Origin of the sequence: Ekhidna sp., assembly GCF_965221965.1 — a bacterium.
In the GTDB taxonomy this organism is placed as follows: domain Bacteria; phylum Bacteroidota; class Bacteroidia; order Cytophagales; family Cyclobacteriaceae; genus Ekhidna.
In genome coordinates, this window is record NZ_OZ244926.1 from 1068574 (window position 1) to 1086894 (window position 18321).

At 42.6% G+C, this 18321-nt stretch carries 17 protein-coding genes; 9 read left to right on the plus strand and 8 right to left on the minus strand.

Features of this window, described 5'->3' with window-relative positions; all coding sequences use genetic code 11:
* Positions 1-20 precede the first annotated feature (20 nt).
* A complete protein-coding gene (locus ACOQON_RS05260; RefSeq protein WP_420577878.1) occupies positions 21-1034 on the plus strand; it encodes a tetratricopeptide repeat protein in 1014 nt (337 codons plus the stop codon).
* Here ACOQON_RS05260 and ACOQON_RS05265 read toward each other — a convergent pair.
* Positions 1019-1735 carry a hypothetical protein gene (locus ACOQON_RS05265; RefSeq protein WP_420577879.1) on the minus strand — a complete coding sequence of 239 codons (717 nt, stop codon included), beginning with the start codon at positions 1733-1735 and terminating at the stop codon, positions 1019-1021. The genes ACOQON_RS05260 and ACOQON_RS05265 overlap by 16 nt on opposite strands.
* Positions 1736-1806: 71 nt before the next feature.
* Between ACOQON_RS05265 and ACOQON_RS05270 the strand changes: the two genes are divergently transcribed.
* The 7 genes from ACOQON_RS05270 (at position 1807) to ACOQON_RS05300 (ending at position 6865) form a co-directional block, all read left to right on the plus strand.
* A complete protein-coding gene (locus ACOQON_RS05270; protein WP_420577880.1) occupies positions 1807-2448 on the plus strand; it encodes an NUDIX hydrolase in 642 nt (213 codons plus the stop codon).
* Between the two features lie 68 nt (positions 2449-2516).
* Positions 2517-2666, plus strand: coding sequence for a hypothetical protein (locus tag ACOQON_RS05275; protein WP_420577881.1), 150 nt, complete (start codon positions 2517-2519; stop codon positions 2664-2666).
* A gap of 177 nt (positions 2667-2843) precedes the next feature.
* Positions 2844-3500 carry a fructose-6-phosphate aldolase gene (fsa, locus tag ACOQON_RS05280; protein ID WP_420577882.1) on the plus strand — a complete coding sequence of 219 codons (657 nt, stop codon included), beginning with the start codon at positions 2844-2846 and terminating at the stop codon, positions 3498-3500.
* A gap of 51 nt (positions 3501-3551) precedes the next feature.
* On the plus strand, positions 3552-3755 hold the full coding sequence (locus ACOQON_RS05285) for a fructose-6-phosphate aldolase (RefSeq protein WP_420319313.1): 204 nt from the start codon (positions 3552-3554) through the stop codon (positions 3753-3755).
* A gap of 9 nt (positions 3756-3764) precedes the next feature.
* Positions 3765-4475, plus strand: coding sequence for a cell division ATP-binding protein FtsE (locus ACOQON_RS05290; protein ID WP_420577883.1), 711 nt, complete (start codon positions 3765-3767; stop codon positions 4473-4475).
* Between the two features lie 31 nt (positions 4476-4506).
* Complete coding sequence (locus ACOQON_RS05295; RefSeq protein ID WP_420577884.1) at positions 4507-5550, plus strand: saccharopine dehydrogenase family protein; 1044 nt, start codon at positions 4507-4509, stop codon at positions 5548-5550.
* An 85-nt stretch (positions 5551-5635) separates the two neighbouring features.
* Entirely contained in the window at positions 5636-6865 is a 1230-nt protein-coding gene (locus ACOQON_RS05300) for a caspase family protein (RefSeq protein ID WP_420577885.1), read from the plus strand.
* On the opposite strand, the gene ACOQON_RS05305 is transcribed toward ACOQON_RS05300, so the two are convergent.
* Together ACOQON_RS05305 and dinB are read right to left on the minus strand one after the other, a co-directional pair.
* Positions 6866-7738 carry a cation diffusion facilitator family transporter gene (locus ACOQON_RS05305; protein ID WP_420578680.1) on the minus strand — a complete coding sequence of 291 codons (873 nt, stop codon included), beginning with the start codon at positions 7736-7738 and terminating at the stop codon, positions 6866-6868. It abuts the gene before it with no gap.
* A 26-nt stretch (positions 7739-7764) separates the two neighbouring features.
* Positions 7765-8841, minus strand: a complete 1077-nt coding sequence (gene dinB / locus ACOQON_RS05310) for a DNA polymerase IV (protein WP_420577886.1) — start codon at positions 8839-8841, stop codon at positions 7765-7767.
* A gap of 85 nt (positions 8842-8926) precedes the next feature.
* On the opposite strand from dinB, the gene ACOQON_RS05315 reads away from it, so the two are divergent.
* Positions 8927-9334 carry a hypothetical protein gene (locus ACOQON_RS05315; protein WP_420577887.1) on the plus strand — a complete coding sequence of 136 codons (408 nt, stop codon included), beginning with the start codon at positions 8927-8929 and terminating at the stop codon, positions 9332-9334.
* A gap of 24 nt (positions 9335-9358) precedes the next feature.
* Here ACOQON_RS05315 and ACOQON_RS05320 read toward each other — a convergent pair whose 3' ends face one another.
* The 5 genes from ACOQON_RS05320 to ACOQON_RS05340 all read right to left on the minus strand — a co-directional run bounded on the left by ACOQON_RS05320 (position 9359) and on the right by ACOQON_RS05340 (position 18205).
* Entirely contained in the window at positions 9359-11209 is a 1851-nt protein-coding gene (locus tag ACOQON_RS05320; protein WP_420577888.1) for a cystathionine beta-synthase, read from the minus strand.
* A 73-nt stretch (positions 11210-11282) separates the two neighbouring features.
* A complete protein-coding gene (locus tag ACOQON_RS05325) occupies positions 11283-12578 on the minus strand; it encodes a TolC family protein (protein WP_420577889.1) in 1296 nt (431 codons plus the stop codon).
* On the minus strand, positions 12575-15634 hold the full coding sequence (locus ACOQON_RS05330; RefSeq protein ID WP_420577890.1) for an efflux RND transporter permease subunit: 3060 nt from the start codon (positions 15632-15634) through the stop codon (positions 12575-12577). Before ACOQON_RS05330 ends, ACOQON_RS05325 begins: the two co-directional genes overlap by 4 nt.
* Before the next feature lies 1 nt (position 15635).
* Positions 15636-16706 (minus strand): efflux RND transporter periplasmic adaptor subunit, encoded by a 1071-nt coding sequence (locus ACOQON_RS05335; RefSeq protein WP_420577891.1) that lies wholly within the window; start codon positions 16704-16706, stop codon positions 15636-15638.
* 461 nt (positions 16707-17167) lie between these two features.
* On the minus strand, positions 17168-18205 hold the full coding sequence (locus ACOQON_RS05340) for a hypothetical protein (protein ID WP_420577892.1): 1038 nt from the start codon (positions 18203-18205) through the stop codon (positions 17168-17170).
* Positions 18206-18321 lie beyond the last annotated feature (116 nt).

An 18321-nucleotide genomic window follows, 5' to 3' on the forward strand; every position in this document is an offset into this window, starting at 1 on the left:
CAGGCTTTTTTGTTTTAACCATGAGAAAATTCATCCTAATTCTTTCTGTTTTATTTATTGCCTGTGAGTCATCCGAGGAACGAAGAGAGCGGTTTTTCAACATGGGAAACAAAACCCTGAACGATGGCTATTATGAACAAGCCATCGAGTATTATAATCAATCCCTAAAAGAGACACCAAACTATGCTCCGGCCCTGAATAATCGGGGTGTTGCAAGAATCGAATCCGATCACCCTTACGAAGCAATTTTAGATTACAATCAGGCGATCCAAATTGATCCAAATTATTTGGATGCATTGTTTAACCGGGCCTATGCATACGAAGAAATTGGTCAATACAAAAATGCTTTGAAAGATGTCAATACAATCCAAACCCTAGTCAATGATTCGGCTTTTGTATACTTCTACAAGGGTCTGGTTCAAACTAAAATGAAAAACTACGATGATGCATTAGAGAGCTTTCAAATAGCGGATGAGCTAAACCCAATGAACCCTGAAACACTCATCAACATTGCTACCATCTATTATTTCAAGGAAGACTATGATACAGCAGTAAACCTGATTGATAAAGCTTTGGAGCTGAGTGCTGAAAATGCTAATGCATATAGTCTGTTGAGTTTGATTGAGCTGGAAAAGAAGAACTACCAAAGTGCCTTGACGGAAGTGAACAGAGCCATGGATATTATTCCGGGTGAGCCCTATTTTCTAAATAATCGGGGATATATCTATTTGCAAATGGATTCACTGGAAGCAGCAATCGAAGACATTAACAGAAGCATTGTTTTAAATCCAAAAAATGGCTGGGCATATCGAAATAAAGGAATCTATAAGATGAGGAAAGGAGATTTTCAAGAGGCCATCAACCTATTTGAGCGTGCGATCAAGACTGGAGAGTTTATTGACGAACTATATTCATACTTAGGTGATGCACACTTAGAGCTTGGAAACAATGAAGCTGCCTGTGATGCCTGGAGCAAGGGCGAAGAACAGAATGAGATGCAAAGCAAGCAAATGTTGGATCAAAACTGCGATTGATCTTTTTTGAAGATTAGCTGGTAGAGTGAAACCAGATGGCTGAATAGGACGGCAGGAACAATAAATGTTGGTAGAAGCACGTAAGGAAAATAAAATACACCCAGGTTGCCTACTTTACCACCTGTTGGAGTATAGAAATACGGGAGATAGCTGATAGCTATGGAGACAATGTTGATCAGTAGGGCCATCGCAATCAGATTCCAGATAATAGCACCCAGTTTACTTTTACTTCGAGAGCCTACCATAAAAACCGCAGCAAAGGGTGCAGATATTCCTGACAAAATATCCAGGTTGCTTCCTTCGAATGTCATATCCATAGGAATAGCTCTGGATACTGCCAGCCACCAGAGAACCATTTCTACAGGAACACGCACAATATGAATATAATGAAGGGTGGTGATGGGCATTTTCATCAAAATTGACCTGGTTCTTGGCCACAGGAAAAGAAGTAAAATGAAGGCAGCAGCTATTCCAACAAACATTGGGAGCCTTGGTACACCTGAAAGATTCGTGAAGTAACCATTAAAGGTAAGGACAGATACAAAAAATATCCATCCGATCAGTAGCGTAAGGACAAATGAAGGTGTTAGATTCTTTTTACCGTTTGTGGCAACACTGACACTATAGAAAATAAAGCCAAGAACGGCTATTACGATAGCGATAAAGGTGCCGGCTACATATCCAGGGATGTCTTCCATCATTGTGATCAGGGTGTAATCACCAATTTAAGTAGAAAAATGAAATGAAATAGACATGCTTAATTTGCAGCTAAATGAATTTCGATGAACTGACCAGATTCTTGGAGAAGCGTGTGCAACAACCCATGCCGGGTGAGGCTGCACATCAGCGGATGAAGCCAAAAATGGCGGATGGCTCACCCCTACGGTTGAAGCATAGCACACCACCGCGAAAGGGAGGAGTACTCATATTATTATATGAAGATGAAGGAGGCGTACGATTTCCACTTATTCAACGCCCCAGTTATGAAGGGATCCATAGTGGTCAAATGGCGCTTCCCGGGGGAAGGTATGAAAACGAAGATTTGGATCAATTTCATACAGCACTGAGAGAAAGCCAGGAAGAGATAGGAGTGGAGAAAGACAAAGTAGAGATTATCGGGAGCTTGTCTGAGTTTTTTGTTGCAGCCAGTAACCATATGGTACTGCCTGTCATTGGCAAAATAGACCATAAACCTTCATTTATCCCTGAACCACGGGAAGTGGATGATATTATTACCCCGCCGGTCATGCATCTCATCGATCCTTCCAGGCTGAAAGAAAAGGAAATGACAGTCCGGAGTGGCTTCAAAATGATATGCCCATATTTTGATTTGGAAGGTCGAACAGTGTGGGGGGCAACCGCCATGATGCTAAGTGAGTTTGTTGATATCCTCAATGAATACCCCGTCCGATAACATAAAATTCACTGAAGCTTAACCGCTCAACTTCAACCCTGAGGTGGGTTTTAACGTACATTTGAACCATGGATGCTTTAGAGCGAGAATATCACGACAACACTTCTGACTTTGACGATCGGTTAGAGTTAGAAGATGATAATATTGTAGAGGATGAGGACGAAAATGAACCTTTAGAGGAGGAAGAAGATTTCTACCGTCACCTGGAAGAATACTAATCCAAAATAATCCATACATCCTTCTAATCTATTTACTAATTTTGCAGCGGCAAACGGGTACGACCAGCTCCTGCTGAATCCCCCAGGACCTGACGGTAGCAAGGGTAGGCGGTCGTAGCGGTGCGATGCTTCGTTTGCCATTTTTTCTTTCCGATTCTACACATTAATCCATAGCAGATGAAATTTTTCATTGATACAGCAAACCTTGACGAAATAAAAGAGGCGCAAGATTTAGGCGTGCTTGACGGTGTAACGACCAACCCATCCCTAATGGCCAAAGAAGGGATTACCGGAGAGTCGAATATCATGAAGCACTACAAAGACATCTGTGATATAGTGGATGATAATGTAAGTGCTGAGGTAATTGCCACAGAGTTTGATAAAATGGTGGCTGAAGGAAGAGAGCTTGCTAAAATTGATGATAAAATTGTGGTCAAGGTTCCGATGATCAAGGATGGTGTAAAAGCCATTTCAGCATTGACTGCTGAGGGAATCCGAACAAACTGTACCCTGATATTTAATGCAGGTCAGGCCATCCTAGCCGCGAAAGCCGGAGCAAGCTATGTTTCACCATTTATCGGGCGATTGGATGATGTTGGATCCGATGGTCTTCAACTGATCGAGCAGATTGTGGGTATTTACGATAATTATGGATTTGAGACTGAGGTGCTGGCCGCTTCGATCAGGCATAACATGCACCTGATACAGTGTGCAGAGATAGGAGCAGATGTAGCTACCTGTCCGCTAAAAGTAATAACCGGGCTGCTTAATCATCCGTTGACAGACATAGGACTGGAGAAGTTTCTGGCAGATTACAAAAAATCAAACAAATAAGATAATACGTAGTTGATGATGGAGGCATTAGATTTACTTAATTTAGAAGAAATGTACATCATCAAGGTAAAGGGTAAAGCGAAAATCCCTGACTACATTCAGATCAGGGATCAGAACTTTGTTCTTGTTGCTTATTTCAGAACAGATCGTCCACTCAAACGAATGGATAAGTTCGGCCTTGAAGGTAAGGATCAGGAGCTCAAGCATTTGATCCAGGAGCTGCCTTATGGTAAGCTTCAAAAATTGGAGTTATAAGTAATCTAAATGTCATTTTCTGAAGAACCTATTGTTCGAATTTCCAATGCATCTGTTTTTCAAGAAGACCACACGGTCTTAAGTGGGATAGATTTCACCATTGATAAAGGTGAGTTTGTATACCTCATTGGACGTACAGGAAGTGGCAAATCCTCATTATTAAAGACCCTCTATGCGGACTTACCGCTACGGCTTGGACACGCAGAAGTAGTGGGTTTCCCCGTTAATAGTATCAAGACAAAGGAGGTGCCTTACCTCAGAAGGAAGATCGGTATTATCTTTCAGGATTTCGAACTTTTCTATGATCGATCTGTGGCTGAAAATCTTACTTTCGTCATGAAAGCCACAGGTTGGAAAGATCCTGCCAAGATGAAAAATCGCATTGCAGAAGTGCTGATGCGAGTAGGTTTAGGTGCGATTTCTGCGAAAATGCCCCATCAGCTTTCAGGAGGGGAACAGCAGCGTGTGGTCATTGCACGAGCGATGATCAATGAACCACAAATCTTATTCGCAGATGAGCCAACCGGGAACCTGGATCCGGATGTAAGCGAAGGGATTTTAAAACTTTTTGAGGAAATTAATAACAGTGGTACAGCCGTTCTGATGGCCACACACAACCACAAATTCATTGAAAAATTCCCACATCGTGTCCTCAAATGTGAAAAAGGCAGGATTCTTGATTCATCAAAAGAAAAGTTTGAATTAAGCGGCTGGTTTTAGTGCTTAATTCCTTAATGATTACCTTCACGAAATGAACAACCTCCTAGTCTATGGTGCCTATGGGTACACCGGCCGATTGATCGTCGCAGAATGCTTAAAACATGGTATAAAGCCAATTATTGCCGGGCGAAATCCTGAGAAGGCAATGAAATTTGCTAATAAGCATGGATTGGAATACGATGTATTTGAGGTCACCGATCGTGAAAAGCTAGAAAGCTGGCTAAAGCGAGGGGAGGTGGTCATACATTGTGGAGGACCGTTCATTCATACAGCCAAAAGCATGGTTCAGGCCTGCTTGGCCACAAATACGCATTATTTGGACATTACCGGTGAGTTCCAGGTTTTTGACCTTGTAAAGGAGTATGGTGAAAAGGCCAAAGAAAAGGGAATTATGTTGCTGCCTGGCGCAGGTTTTGATGTGGTTCCTTCTGATTGTCTGGCCAAACATCTTCACAATAAATTACCCACTGCTACGGATTTGAAACTGGCTTTTGTGAGCAAAGGAGGGAAGCTGTCCAGGGGTACGGCTAAGACCATGATTGAGAATCTGGGAGAGCCACAAACGGTACGGAGAGATGGAGACTATGAAGGGGTCCCAATGGGGAAATCGGCCAGAGAAATTGACTATGGGGATTTCAAGCAAATATCCATGGGGATTTCATGGGGAGATATTTCCACCGCCTATCATAGTACCGGCATTCCGAATATTGAAGTTTTTTCCGGGACCACAGAGCAACAATTGTCAAAAGTGAAACGCGCCATGCGGTTGTCTTTCATGCTTCGTTCTCGTACAATCAAAAACTTCTTGATGCGACAAATGGAGAAACGACCCGATGGGCCGAAGGAGAAGAAAAGAGAAGAGGCTACTATGTATCTCTGGGGACAAGTTAGTGATGGTAAGAAGACCATTGAAGCACGCATGAAAACCCCTAACGGATATACGCTGACGGCACTCACCTCTGTTCTTATTGCCCGAAAAATCATGGAGGGTGATTTTAAATCCGGCTTTCAAACGCCATCTTCTGCTTATGGTGAAGGGTTGATTATGGAAGTGGAGGGTTGTACCTTCTTATAGTTGTTTTCACTCCTTTGATCGTTTATCGGCTTTTCATTGATCGAAAGGAAACAGCGTTCAAACCTATTATGCGTAAATTCATTTTATGAAACGTACGTTAATCACCCTAATGATCATTTGGTGCTTTCAGATGCAGGCTCAAACCCCTGATCTTACAGGCACCTGGATCGGAAGTTCAACTTTTCTTAAAGAACACACCCAGCTAAAGTATGAGCTTACTCAAAAGGGTAATATGATTACCGGATTTTTATATGCTAAAAACCTGGAAAAGCAAGATTCAATTAAAGCCACGGTTCAGGGAGAATTCAAAAACGGAACGGTAAAGCTTGAAGGAAAGGAAATTATTTATCGATCCGGGATAGCATGTATGGCGAAGAATGAACTTTCGTACAGCATGAATAATGGAAATGAAACCCTCATCGGAAAGTGGAAGGGAGATATGAAACTCAATACCTGTCCGCCAATGGTTTCCGGTACTGTCACCCTGTTTCGGGAATCTCTACAGCAGGAAACGGTTTCAATTGCTCAATCACCTGTTATGACCACAAAAACTGTGGCTGAAGAAGATGGAGTTGGGAAAGCGTTGATCACTGAGTTAGGGAAGCGAAAATACTATGCGCTCATTATTGGTGTTAATGAATATAAAGATGATGAAATACAGGATCTGGACAATCCTATCAACGATGCAGAGCAACTGGCAGGTGTGCTTACGTATCACTACTCGTTTGATCAGGAAAATGTGACCGTGCTTGAAAATCCAACCAGGGAGGAGATAATTAAATCACTGGATAAACTGACCGGGTTGGTAACGGAAAAGGATAATCTCCTGATCTTCTATGCCGGTCATGGTATCTGGAATGAGCAACTCAATCAGGGATATTGGTTGCCCAGTGATGCCAGCTTGGATTCCAAGTCGTACTGGCTATCAAACAGCACATTGCGTGATTACGTAGGAGGAATTCGATCAAAACACACGCTGCTTATATCAGATGCTTGCTTCAGTGGCGGCATCCTTAAAGAGCGGGCAGTATTTGGAAACAGCAGGGCCATCCTGGAGGTGTATAAGCTTCCCAGTCGGAAGGCGATGACCAGCGGCACGTTGAAGACTGTACCAGATAAAAGCGTATTCATTGAATACCTGCTTAAAAACCTCGTAAACAATCAGGCACCCTTGATGTCAGCTGATCAGCTATTTCGAAACTTTAAAGTGGCGGTGATTAACAATAGTCCGAATGGACAAGTACCACAATACGGTCCAATAACTCAGGCCGGAGACGAAGGCGGTGATTTCATCTTTCTCAAAAGACAGGAATGATTAATTGTCTGGTTCTATGTGAATGAGCATATGACCAATATTGGAAATGTTTGATTCCAAATAGTCTTTCAGTCGGTGCGATATTTCATGTCCCTTTTTTACAGAGATTTCTCCATTTACAATCACATGTAAATCCACATGATAATACATGCCAGCTTTTCTAATAAAGCACTTCTCTGTTCCTTTCACACCCTCCACCTCTAATGATTTCGTCCGAATTTCATTAATTAAATCATCATACAAGTGTTCATCCATTATCTCTCCCAAAGCTGGACGAAATATCAGGAAACTATTGTAGAGAATGAATCCTGACGCAAGAAGTGCCGCCCAGTCATCAGCTGTCTCATAGCCTTTACCAAAGGTGACTGCAATTGAAATACCAATAAAGGCCATGATGGATGTAATCGCATCACTTCGATGATGCCATGCATCTGCCTTGAGCGAAGAGCTATTTAGCTGTTTGCTTCTTTTTATCACCACGCGATACGAAATTTCTTTCCAGCCAATGATTACAGCCAACACCCAAAGTGTCCATGATTCCGGGACTTTATGTGGAGTTTGAATATTAAGAATGCTTTTGTAAGCTATGACGGTAGCGGATGTAACTAAAAATGCGACGACAACAAACGTAACTAACGGCTCTATTTTACCATGACCATACGGATGGTTTTCATCAGCTGGTTTTTGTGCATACTTGAATCCAAACAAGACTAATGCGGACGAAAAAATATCAGTTGTGGATTCAATTGCGTCTGCAATGAGCGCATATGAATGACCGAAGAAGCCAGCAAGCCCTTTGATGAGGGCAAGAAAAAAGCTTCCTGCAATACTTAAGTAGGTTGTGCGTATTGCTTTCGAGTGTGTATCCACAATGGCGAAATTAACTCAATTGGGAAGGTTTAAAAGGAAAGCGTTAGTTGATGATCCTTTGAGTCTTCCTCTTCCTTCCTAAAATTAGAAATTCCTACCCCGATCAATCGGATGCCTTGCTCATCCAGTAAATCCTCAGTGGCCAGTTGTGTGGCAACAGAAACATATGCTGATTTTTCATTGATAGCCTCTTCCAATGTCTTGCTGCGTGTGATCTGACGAAAGTCCCCATACTTCAATTTAAGAGTGATGGTATGTCCATCACTCGCCTTGCTTCGCTCATATCGATCGAAGGATATCTGTGCAATGCGCTGCACCTCTTCTCTAATCTCCTCCATCTCGTAGATGTTATGATCAAATGTCCGCTCGGCACTCACCGATTTGGTCTCACGAACGGGCTGTACTTCCCTGTAATCAATACCTCGACAGATATTGTAGTAGTACAGTCCTGATTTCCCATAGCGAAGCTTCAGATCCTCAAGTGACTTTTTCCGTAAATCTTTCCCTGTGAAGATGCCTGCTTTCACCATCTTTTCAGCCGTTACCTTTCCAATCCCATGAAAGCGATGAACGGGTAGTTTAGCCACAAATTCTTCAGCTTCTTCCGGCAAGATGACAAATAAGCCATCGGGTTTATCCATGTCTGAAGCTGTTTTTGCCAGAAACTTATTGTATGAAATTCCAGCCGATGCAATCAATCCGGTTCGTTCCCTGATTTTGTGTTTGATCTCTTTGGCTATCAGGGTTGCAGAGTTCAGTCCTATTTTATTTTCGGTGACATCCAGATAAGCTTCATCCAGTGACAAGGGCTCCACCAGGTCTGTATACTCGAAGAATACGTCTCGAATTATGTGAGAAAGCTCACGGTATCTTGGAAAGCGATGCGGTACAAAGATCAGGTTAGGACAAAGCTTGGCTGCCTTAGCAGAAGGCATAGCAGATTTGACTCCAAACTTTCGGGCTTCATAGCTGGCAGCTGCCACAACACCGCGTTGGGAGTTGCCGCCCACAGCTACTGGTTTTCCTTTTAGTTTCGGGTTGTCCAGCTGCTCTACTGATGCATAAAATGCATCCATATCAATATGTATGATCTTGCGGTGTGCCATACCTATGTGGTAAATTAAATGAAGGTAGGTTGTAACCTTTCGATCTGCCAGTAGTAATTTGTTTAAACCTTAGAAAAACGAAAAAATGAAAAGACTGATTTTATCCCTCGCTATTATGGTATTTGCCACTTCTTTATTTGCTCAAAGTAAAAGCACCGAAGGACTGAAAAAGATCTCAGGATCAGAAATCTATGATCTCGAGAAATTGGCTGGCTTAAGTGAGCTGGCGAGCCTGGCTGAGTTGGGGAACTTGGCAGAGTTAGGAAGTCTGGTTGAACTGTCCTCCCTGGCAGAATTATCTGAATTAGCGGAACTCTCAGAACTAGCTGATAAAGATTTTATGATTGATCTTACTGATATCAGTATCGATGTGCAAAATGATCTTCAGGAGATGCAAATAAACTTAAACGACAACCTCAACTATAACGAGTTGATAGAAAAGGCTATGAAAGAAGTGAGAAAGGAGCTGAAGGTAATAAAGGATGAGCAGTAGAGGAAGTAAGGCTCTTAGTTTTACTTACGAATCAATCTCTTCTACAAACTTCAAAAAGACTCTCTTATGGAGTTCTAGGTCCATATTTGGAGATAGAGCCACACGGGCGATGTAGTCTTTATCGTCTTCTTTGGTTGTTCCCTGAGTAGAGGTGGCGGGTATGGTCCAATAACAACCTTTTAATTGACCGTAGCTTACGCAGTATTTGCTGTCATTTGGGATTTCACTGATCATAAGGTTGATCAGCTTGTTGTTTAAGGTCCTTTTGTAAGTTTCTCTTTCTTCTTCCGTATCACCTTTTGTGGGGAGGTCCAATGAAAAGACCGACGGTGTAAACCCTTCTTCCGCCAGCTCTTCAGAAACGAAATTGATTTTTGCTGATGGAAGGGTTTCCTTGATGAAGTTTACAAATTCACGCGTGTTTTTATAGGCATCACTGATCCGCTGATTCATTGAAGGCAATTGCTCAGCTAATATTTCTACCTGAAGATCAGTAGCTTCGTTATCGCATAGCCGAAGATGCTTTTCAATTTTCCCCATTAAATCCGCAGCTTCATCATTCGCCACACAATAGCCGGCTGTACATTTACCCCCGCTTGGAAACTTCGACCCACTTACATAGGAGAGGGCTTTGATCGAAGCGAATATTCCATTTTCGCTCAGAAATCGTACGTTTGGACAAAATGTTTGATCGATGATGAAAACCGGATCAATAGCTACATTGCCAGCGTCCGTTTTTCGTTTTTCACTTAAAACATCTCTTAACTTTTTCAGATCCGGAACTTCCACTCTGGGATTCGTTGGGATTTCCACGATGATGTACGGGACAGCATCTTCTTTTGCAACCTGCGCCAGCACCCGATCGGTGCTTTGCACCATGTCATTTTCACCATCCACGGGCAGATCCAGAACCTCTACATGATCCAGGCAAGCTGCTACTCGTCTGGCCTGATCGTTTGTACCCCCATAGCAATTAGGAGGAATGATGATTTTGATGTCTTTTCCGGGATGATTTTCATTCGCATGATGAATCAGCCCCATCATAATTGCGTATTGCACAGATAATCCGCCGGAGCCAAGTAGCGCATTGGTATTTGTGCCGGTGATATTTTTGATGGTGTCAATGACAACTGACTTGTCCGCCTCCACATTGCTTTGCTTTTTTTGTGAAGGCTTACCCACCATCTGCTCCAATGCTGTAAAGCAATTGACAGGCGTCATGGCTATGGTTTCTCTTCTTCTTACATGCTGTATTTCAGAAACATAGTGGCTGTTTTTTTTACCATTCACCAACAAAATACTTCCAAAATCAGCATGAAGATTAATGAAAAAGTCAACATTGTGGCGGAGGTCAAAGGCACTCAAATCACCTTTGGCCGAGACGAAAATTGTGCTGCCATCAAAAGCAGAAATGTCTTCTATTTGGTCTACTTGCCTTAATTCGAAGTTGTAGCCATATACCTTTTTTATGGTTTCCTCGTCAAATTCCTTTGGTAATTCTCCTGTATAAACAACCCGAGTACTTTTCTTTTCGAATAGGTTTTTTCGAAGTACTGCCAAGATGGGAATCGTCCTGGATGAAAAGGAGATGATATTTTCCGATGGCAGATTGTTGAGCTTAGCGATTGTCCATTCCAATACTGAAGATAACGGATGACCCAGGCGAATATAATCGTAAGCAGTAGGCAATTCGCTCAGAACAGATGTCTCGACTTTATTACTCTCATACATGGTCTCAAAACGATCCAGGAATTCGGTTTTAGCCAGATCTTCATGATAAATATCCAGACGGTGGGTGGTTAGATTCAACCAGTCGGCTGGGGTATGATCCAGAATGTCTTTTATGAAATTGAGTACCTTATTTTCTTCCATCATTTCGCAAGTGTATCGGCGCGAATCTAGAATATTTTTAAAGTGATGCCATGGGTTTTGCCAACCAACTTGCTTTCTAGTCCTGTAGGAGACCACCGGTCAGCCTTAGCAGTTCAATCTCAGCGATTTTGATGGTGTTCAGCGCCTCGATGTATCGAATTTGAGCGTCTACAGCATTGTTTTGAGCTTCCCTGATTTCAATGGGATTTGACTTTCCAACCCGATAGCGTTCCAGCGCAATACTTACATTCTCCTCAGCTACAGCCAGGTTTTTTTGCTCCAAATTAGCGAGGGTTTGTGCATTTTGCAATGTCAGTATTCCGGACCTTACGGATGTGCGTAGTTGAGCTTCGCCCTGCTCATAAGCAGTATAGGATTGCTCACTCTGAATCTTTGCGTTTTGAATGCTTCTGTTTCTGTTCATTCCGTCAAAAATTGTCATCGTAGCAGTAAGTCCGTACGTTACACCGCTGGAAATATTGCTTTGTAAGAAACCTGCTTCCGCACTCAGATTAGAGTAATTGTAACCTAAGTTAAAGTCCAGTGTAGGGAGTCGTTCTCGTTCGTTTTCCTTGATCGTGAGCATGCTCACTTCCTGCTGACTTCTAAGCTGCCGTAGCATTGGGTTTTGCTGAATCGCTTCCGTTTCGATATTTGACAGATCTTTCAGCAATTCAGAGCTTTCATGCGTGTACGATAACTCAAACGAATCGTATCCTTCCTGTACACCGATGAGTTGCAGCAGCTGAAGTTTTTGAATCGCAATGATCTCTTGCTGTCGGACCAGCGCAGATTGATCAGAATTATAGTCTACCTGAGCTTGCAAATACTCCAGTTTGCTAGCCTTTCCTACCTCATACTTCTCCTTGCTTATGGTAACTCGCTCTTCAGATAGCTTAAGCGTGCTTTCCAGCAATGCCAGTCTTTCCTGCTCTAGAGCCGTATTGTAAAATGCTTTTAGTACATCAGACAGAGCATTTTGAACCTGGTTTTTAAAGGCCATCTGATTAAGCTTGCTGATTTCTTCCAACCGATCTTTGGTTGCGAACATCTTGAAGCCATCAAAGAGTGTCCAGTCAAGGCTGGCACCTGCACTGTAAACAGTGGTTTTTGCACCATCTCTGCTCTGCCCTTCACCATTGATAAACTGTTGTTCAGTATCCTGAATGGTCTGTCGTCCACTGCCACTTACCCCAATAGTCGGAAGCATTCCTGCATTACCTATCGTGTTGTTGTTTTCAGCTACCTCCAGGTTGTACTTTTCCAGCCTGATATCAAAGTTGTTTTTCAAAGCAAGCTCAATGGCTTTCTCTTCAGTAAGAACAGTGTCTCCTGGCTGAAACAACGTAAATAATAAAAGAAGCTTTATCATACTCGTGCCAGTCTTTTTTCTTTGCTAGTTAGAAATGAATAGATCGCAGGGATAACAAACAAACTCAGGAAGGTGGCTATGATCATCCCCCCAATTACGGCGATCCCCATGGATACCCGACTTTCTGATCCCGCACCCAACGCCAATGCAATCGGAAGAATGCCTAATATGGTAGATAGACTTGTCATAAGGATGGGTCGAAAACGCATTTTTGATGCTTTTTTAATCGATTCCATAATATCTAAACCTGTCGCTTTTTGCTGATTGGCAAATTCCACAATCAAAATTCCATTTTTTGTAATCAGACCGATGAGCATGATCATCCCAATCTGCGAAAAGATGTTGAGTGTTTCATTGAAGTACCACAAGCTGAACATCGCGCCCAGAAGTGCCAGCGGTACAGTAAACATGATGATGAGTGGATCTCTGAAACTTTCAAACTGAGCTGCGAGCACCAGGTAAATCAGCACCAATGCAAGGGCAAATGCGAAGTAAAGGTTGCTGGAGCTTTGTCGAAACTCCAATGAAGAACCGGAAAGGGCAGTTTGATATCGATCATCCAGTACCTCGTTGGCAATAATATCCATCTGGTCAAGTGCTTCACCTAATGAAACACCCTCACTCAGCTGTGCGCTCACAGTAGCAGAGGTGAACCGATTGTAGTGAAACAACTGAGGAGGAGTGGAGCGTTCTTCCAGCGACACCAAATTATCCAGCTGTACAAGATCACCGTTTTTCGATTTCACATAGATGGATTTCAAATCCAGCGGCTCGTTTCGGTTGTATCGATCCAGCTGGCCAATGACATAATACTGTTTGCCATTCATGATGAAGTAGCCAAATCGGTTTCCACTCAAACTTAGCTGCAATGTCTGCGCCACATCCCGAACGGAAACGCCCATCGATTGTGCTTTTTCTCTATCAATGCGAACGCCGAGCTCGGGCTTGTTGAATTTGAGGTTGAGGTCAATGTAGCTGAAAGCATCATTGGCACGTGCTTTCTCCAGAAACTCAGGGAGCACGTCTTTTAATTGTTCCAAGGTACGCGCCTGGATCACAAAGCTTACGGGCAGCCCTCCAAAACTTCTTCCGATTGATTCGGGCTCAGAAATAAAGGCTCTTGCTCTCGTGTCCTTTGCGACTTTTGGCCGAATATCTTCTACAATTTCATGTTGGGATCGGTCCCTGTTCTGAATATCCTTCAGCTTAACGATAACAAAAGCCGCGTTTGTGGCGGCAGAGGAAGAGAATCCGGGACTGGTTATGGAAATAATGGATTGATGTTCGGGAACACTTTCCATCAGCATATTTGTCATATCCGTCGCATATCCGTCCATATAGTCAAATGTGGCGCCTTCAGGCCCAGTGGCAAATATTCTGAACTGCCCCCGATCCTCCAGCGGTGAAAGCTCCGATGGGAGAACGGTGCTAAACAGGTAAATCAACCCTGCAGCTACCAGTATGATCAGGCCGGAGATCCATCGATTACCCATGAACCGATCCAGTGCTTGATTGTATTGTCGATTAAGCCAAACAAAAAATGGCTCTGTAACTTCATAAATCCACTGTTTCTTCTCTCTCTTTTTCAGCATTTTGCTGGAAAGCATGGGGGTGAGAGTTAGCGCCACGAAGGAAGAAATAATCACGGCCACAGCCACGGTGATTCCAAACTCTCTAAAAAGCCGACCGGTGAGTCCCTGAAGGAAAATGATCGGGAAGAATACAGAAGTAAGCGCCACTGTGGTAGAAATTACTGCGAAGAAGATTTCCTTCGTTCCTTTCTTTCCGGCCTCTTCCGGATCCATTCCATCTTCTATTTTGGAATAGATGTTTTCAAGCACCACGATGGCATCATCCACCACCAGACCAATGGCCAGCACGATTCCAAGGAGTGTAAGTACGTTGATACTGAAGTTCAGCAGGTACATGACAAAGAATGAACCGATCAGCGCGATGGGAACGGTGATCACCGGAATAAACGTAGTACGCCAGTCCCGAAGGAAGGCAAAGATGATCAGCACCACCAGGCCAAAAGCAATGAAAATGGTCTGCTTTACCTCAGCGATGGATTCTTTGATATACTCCGTGTTGTCGAAGGCTATTTCCGTTTGAATATCCTCAGGGATGTTCTTCTGCAGTGCCTCCAGTCGTTTGTAAAACTCTTCCGCAATGTCCAGATTATTCGTGCCGGGCTGAGGTACGATTGCATTAAGTACCAATGGAATGCCGTTATTGCGTAGTGACGTACGTTCGTTCTCAGGGTAGAACTCGGCACGTCCAATGTCTCTGAATCTGACTATATCATTTTCAGATTCCTGTATAATCAGGTCATTGAACTCTTCTGGAGAGGAGAGACGACCAAAAGTTCTTACAGTAAGTTCCGTCGCGCTTCCTTCAATGCGGCCGGAAGGGAGCTCGATGTTTTGATCACCAACCGCGTTCAGAATGTCCAGTGGCGTGAGTTTGTAGGCAGCCAGCTTATCCGGATCCATCCACAATCGGATGGAGTATTTCTTTTCTCCCCAGATTCGCACCTCACTTACGCCGGGAATGGTTTGAAACGTCTCCTTGAACAGGTTGTCAGCAATCTCTGACATTTCCAGCAGGTTTCGTTGCTCACTGTAAATCCTCAGGGCGATGATCGGGCTACTGTCTGCGTCTGCTTTGGTTACAATCGGTGGATCAGCATCCGGCGGCAGATTCCTGATGGCACGGGAGACCTTATCACGAACATCGTTCGCAGCAGCTTCCAGGTCGATTTCCAGATTAAACTCAACGGTTATCGTGCTCCGTCCGTCTGCAGATGTAGAGGAAAGGGTTTTGATTCCATCAATCCCGTTGATCGATTCTTCCAACGGCTCGGTGATTTGTGTCTCTATCACATCGGCACTGGCGCCAGTATAGCTGGTGGAAACAGTAATCACCGGTGGATCTACGCTGGGGTATTCCCTTACACCCAAATAATTGAAGCCGATCACTCCAAAAAGAATGATGACAATGGACATCACAATCGCCAGAACCGGCCGATCAATGCTGATATTGGAAAGACTTGCCATATTATTTGATCGTTACATTTACCGGCATTTCAGGTCCGATCTGTAAAATACCGGTCGTAATTACCGTATCACCTTTGCTGATACCCGAGGTGACCTGTATGCGATCCTCGGTTCGAATACCGGTGGTGATTTGCGCTGCGCTCACCTTACCATTTTTATAAAGAAATGCCTTTTTTCCACTTAGTTCGGGAATGACTGACTCGGTCGGGATCATCAAGGCATTCGGGATGGTCTCCAGGATGAGACTCACTCGTGCAAACTGACCAGGGTAAAGTTTGCTTTCATCATTTTTTGCTTTGGCCCGGATACTGATGCTCCGCGTTTGCGGATCAATCAATGGTTCAATCGCATAAATCTCACCAGCAAACTGCTCATCATACCCATCCACATCAAAAGATAGTTGATCCCCTTTGTTTACCAGGCTGATGTATTTACTGGGAATATTGAATTCCAGCTTTATTGGGTTGATTTTGTATAGTTCGGTGATGCGAGCTCCGGGGTTTAGGTAGCTGCCTTCGGCGATATCCCTAAAACCTGTAATGCCTGAAAACGGAGCTTTGATATAATGTTTTTCAAGTCTGGCTTGCAGTACTTTTAGTTCGGACTTTACCGTATTCAATGTGGTGAGTGCGGTTTCATACTCCTCCCGACTGATAGCCTCTTTTTCCAGTAAGACTTTCTGCCGGTATTCATTGTCTTCATTCAGCTTTTTGGTGTACTGGAGCTTCTCAATTTCAGCCAGTATTTCATCATCGTTTAGGGTAACGATGGTGGCTCCTTTACTAACCCTTTGTCCTTCGTAAAAGGAAATTTTTTCAATTTTCCCTGCCAACTCTGAGTTTAGAATAACCGACTCATCTGCGATGAGTGAACCGGTCACATTTACCTTATTTTCGAGCGATTCGGCATTTACCACCATGGCATTAACCGTGAGCACCTGGCTTTGCGATGAGGCAGCTTGCTCAGCGTCGGTTTCATCTCCGGTATTCTTTGGAAGTTTAGGATAGGCGATTAAGCCAATGATTACCAGTACAATGACGATATAAAGAATTCTTTTAACAGGTTTTTTCATTGTGGGCCTTAATTATTAGCTGGACCAAAAAGTGTTGATTGATTAACAACTGGATTTGTGATCGGTGAAGTTCAATAAATTTCAATTAGTAAAGAGTGATTGAAAACCGCAATTTGATGAGTGGTAAAAAGCGAATGTGAGTTCGGCGGTTTGGAAAGAGTTGAGAGATGAATGGGTTTAAGCATCTCATTGAGTATTTCTTTAATAGATGCTGGTTGCAATTTCATCCCAACATTTAAAGTTACCTTTTGGAAAGTTTGAGACTTTCCAAAAGCTTGAAACCTATCCTTAGTGCTGCTGGAAGTAAAAAAGACCTTTCGTGGTTCTACGAGTATTTCGGAAGAGTTTAGAGGTGAATGGATTTCCTATACCTTGGTTTGTGTCCTTACAAACCACTTATCTTTCGTATCGTGTGGACTCGAACCGAGGCTGTTGGGTTGGGGGATGTGTTAGTTTGGAGCCTAAACCTTTATTTGAAATGATTGAAACGATCTTTTTAAACTTTCCCAAGTAAGCACTGCTTCATCTACTTGTGGAGACCATTGGGCTTGACAAAAAAAAGCATATTTGTCATTTTGCAATATTTGGTATAGTCTATAAATATTAAGTGAGTTGTAGAACTCTCCATCAACTTTTACATGCTTTAATTTATTGCTGGTTGTCCACAGAATTAAATCATCAGTCGATTTTAAAGAGTCAATTGGTTCTCTAGCTCCTAGGGAAATATTCAAAAATAAGTTTGGTAATCCATTAATGTAGTTTCTTTTTAGTAATTCTTTATCTATGGTAACTATAACCATATTCACTCTAAAACCAATGTTTGAAAGGTTTTCTGTTTGGTTTAGTTTTTTACGAAGAATATTAATCTCTTCTTCACTTAACTCCTGCCCATCCTCTATAGATTTTTTGACTGATTGATCAATTAGATATTCAACATGTTCTGTGGTCGACTGTTCGTCTAATTCGATAACCGACCGATCTTCATACCCAAAAGTTAATACATCAGATTCTGCAAGAACTAATCCTATTGGATTGAGTCCCACCAATGATTTCAATTCCTCATCACTTATTTTATTTGGATCAAGAAGAAAAATATCGCTTATAACCTCTTTGTAAGAACTTTTGTACGGTTCAACCCAACCTTCCCCATCAGGCTTTTCAAAAGAGTAACCCAGTAAGCTATCAGCATAGTTATTTGATTCGCTTATTTGTGGCCTCTTTGAATGAGATGGGTCTAAGGTAATATCTTTATTCTCAATAGATATTGATAGTTTTTCTGATTTTCTTTCCCAATATCTATCAACAAACAGTCCAACAATTATTAGACAAAGGAGGAAAATCATAATAATTGGATATATAGGATAAATAGCGTTATTTGGTGTAGTTTGTGTCATTGCATATATTATAACAGCCTCTCCCACTAATACAATTAAGGCCAAAAGCTTAAGCCAATTACTGATTGATTCAATAATTGATGAACGTTCCTTTTTATTTACCATAATTGATATGAATTAGTAATGGTTTGATTCAAACACACTGATAAAATCATAAATTGAACTTCTTGCTGTAAAAAAATGTCGCTGCAATTAGAAGTTGGACAACAGCTGTCATTAGA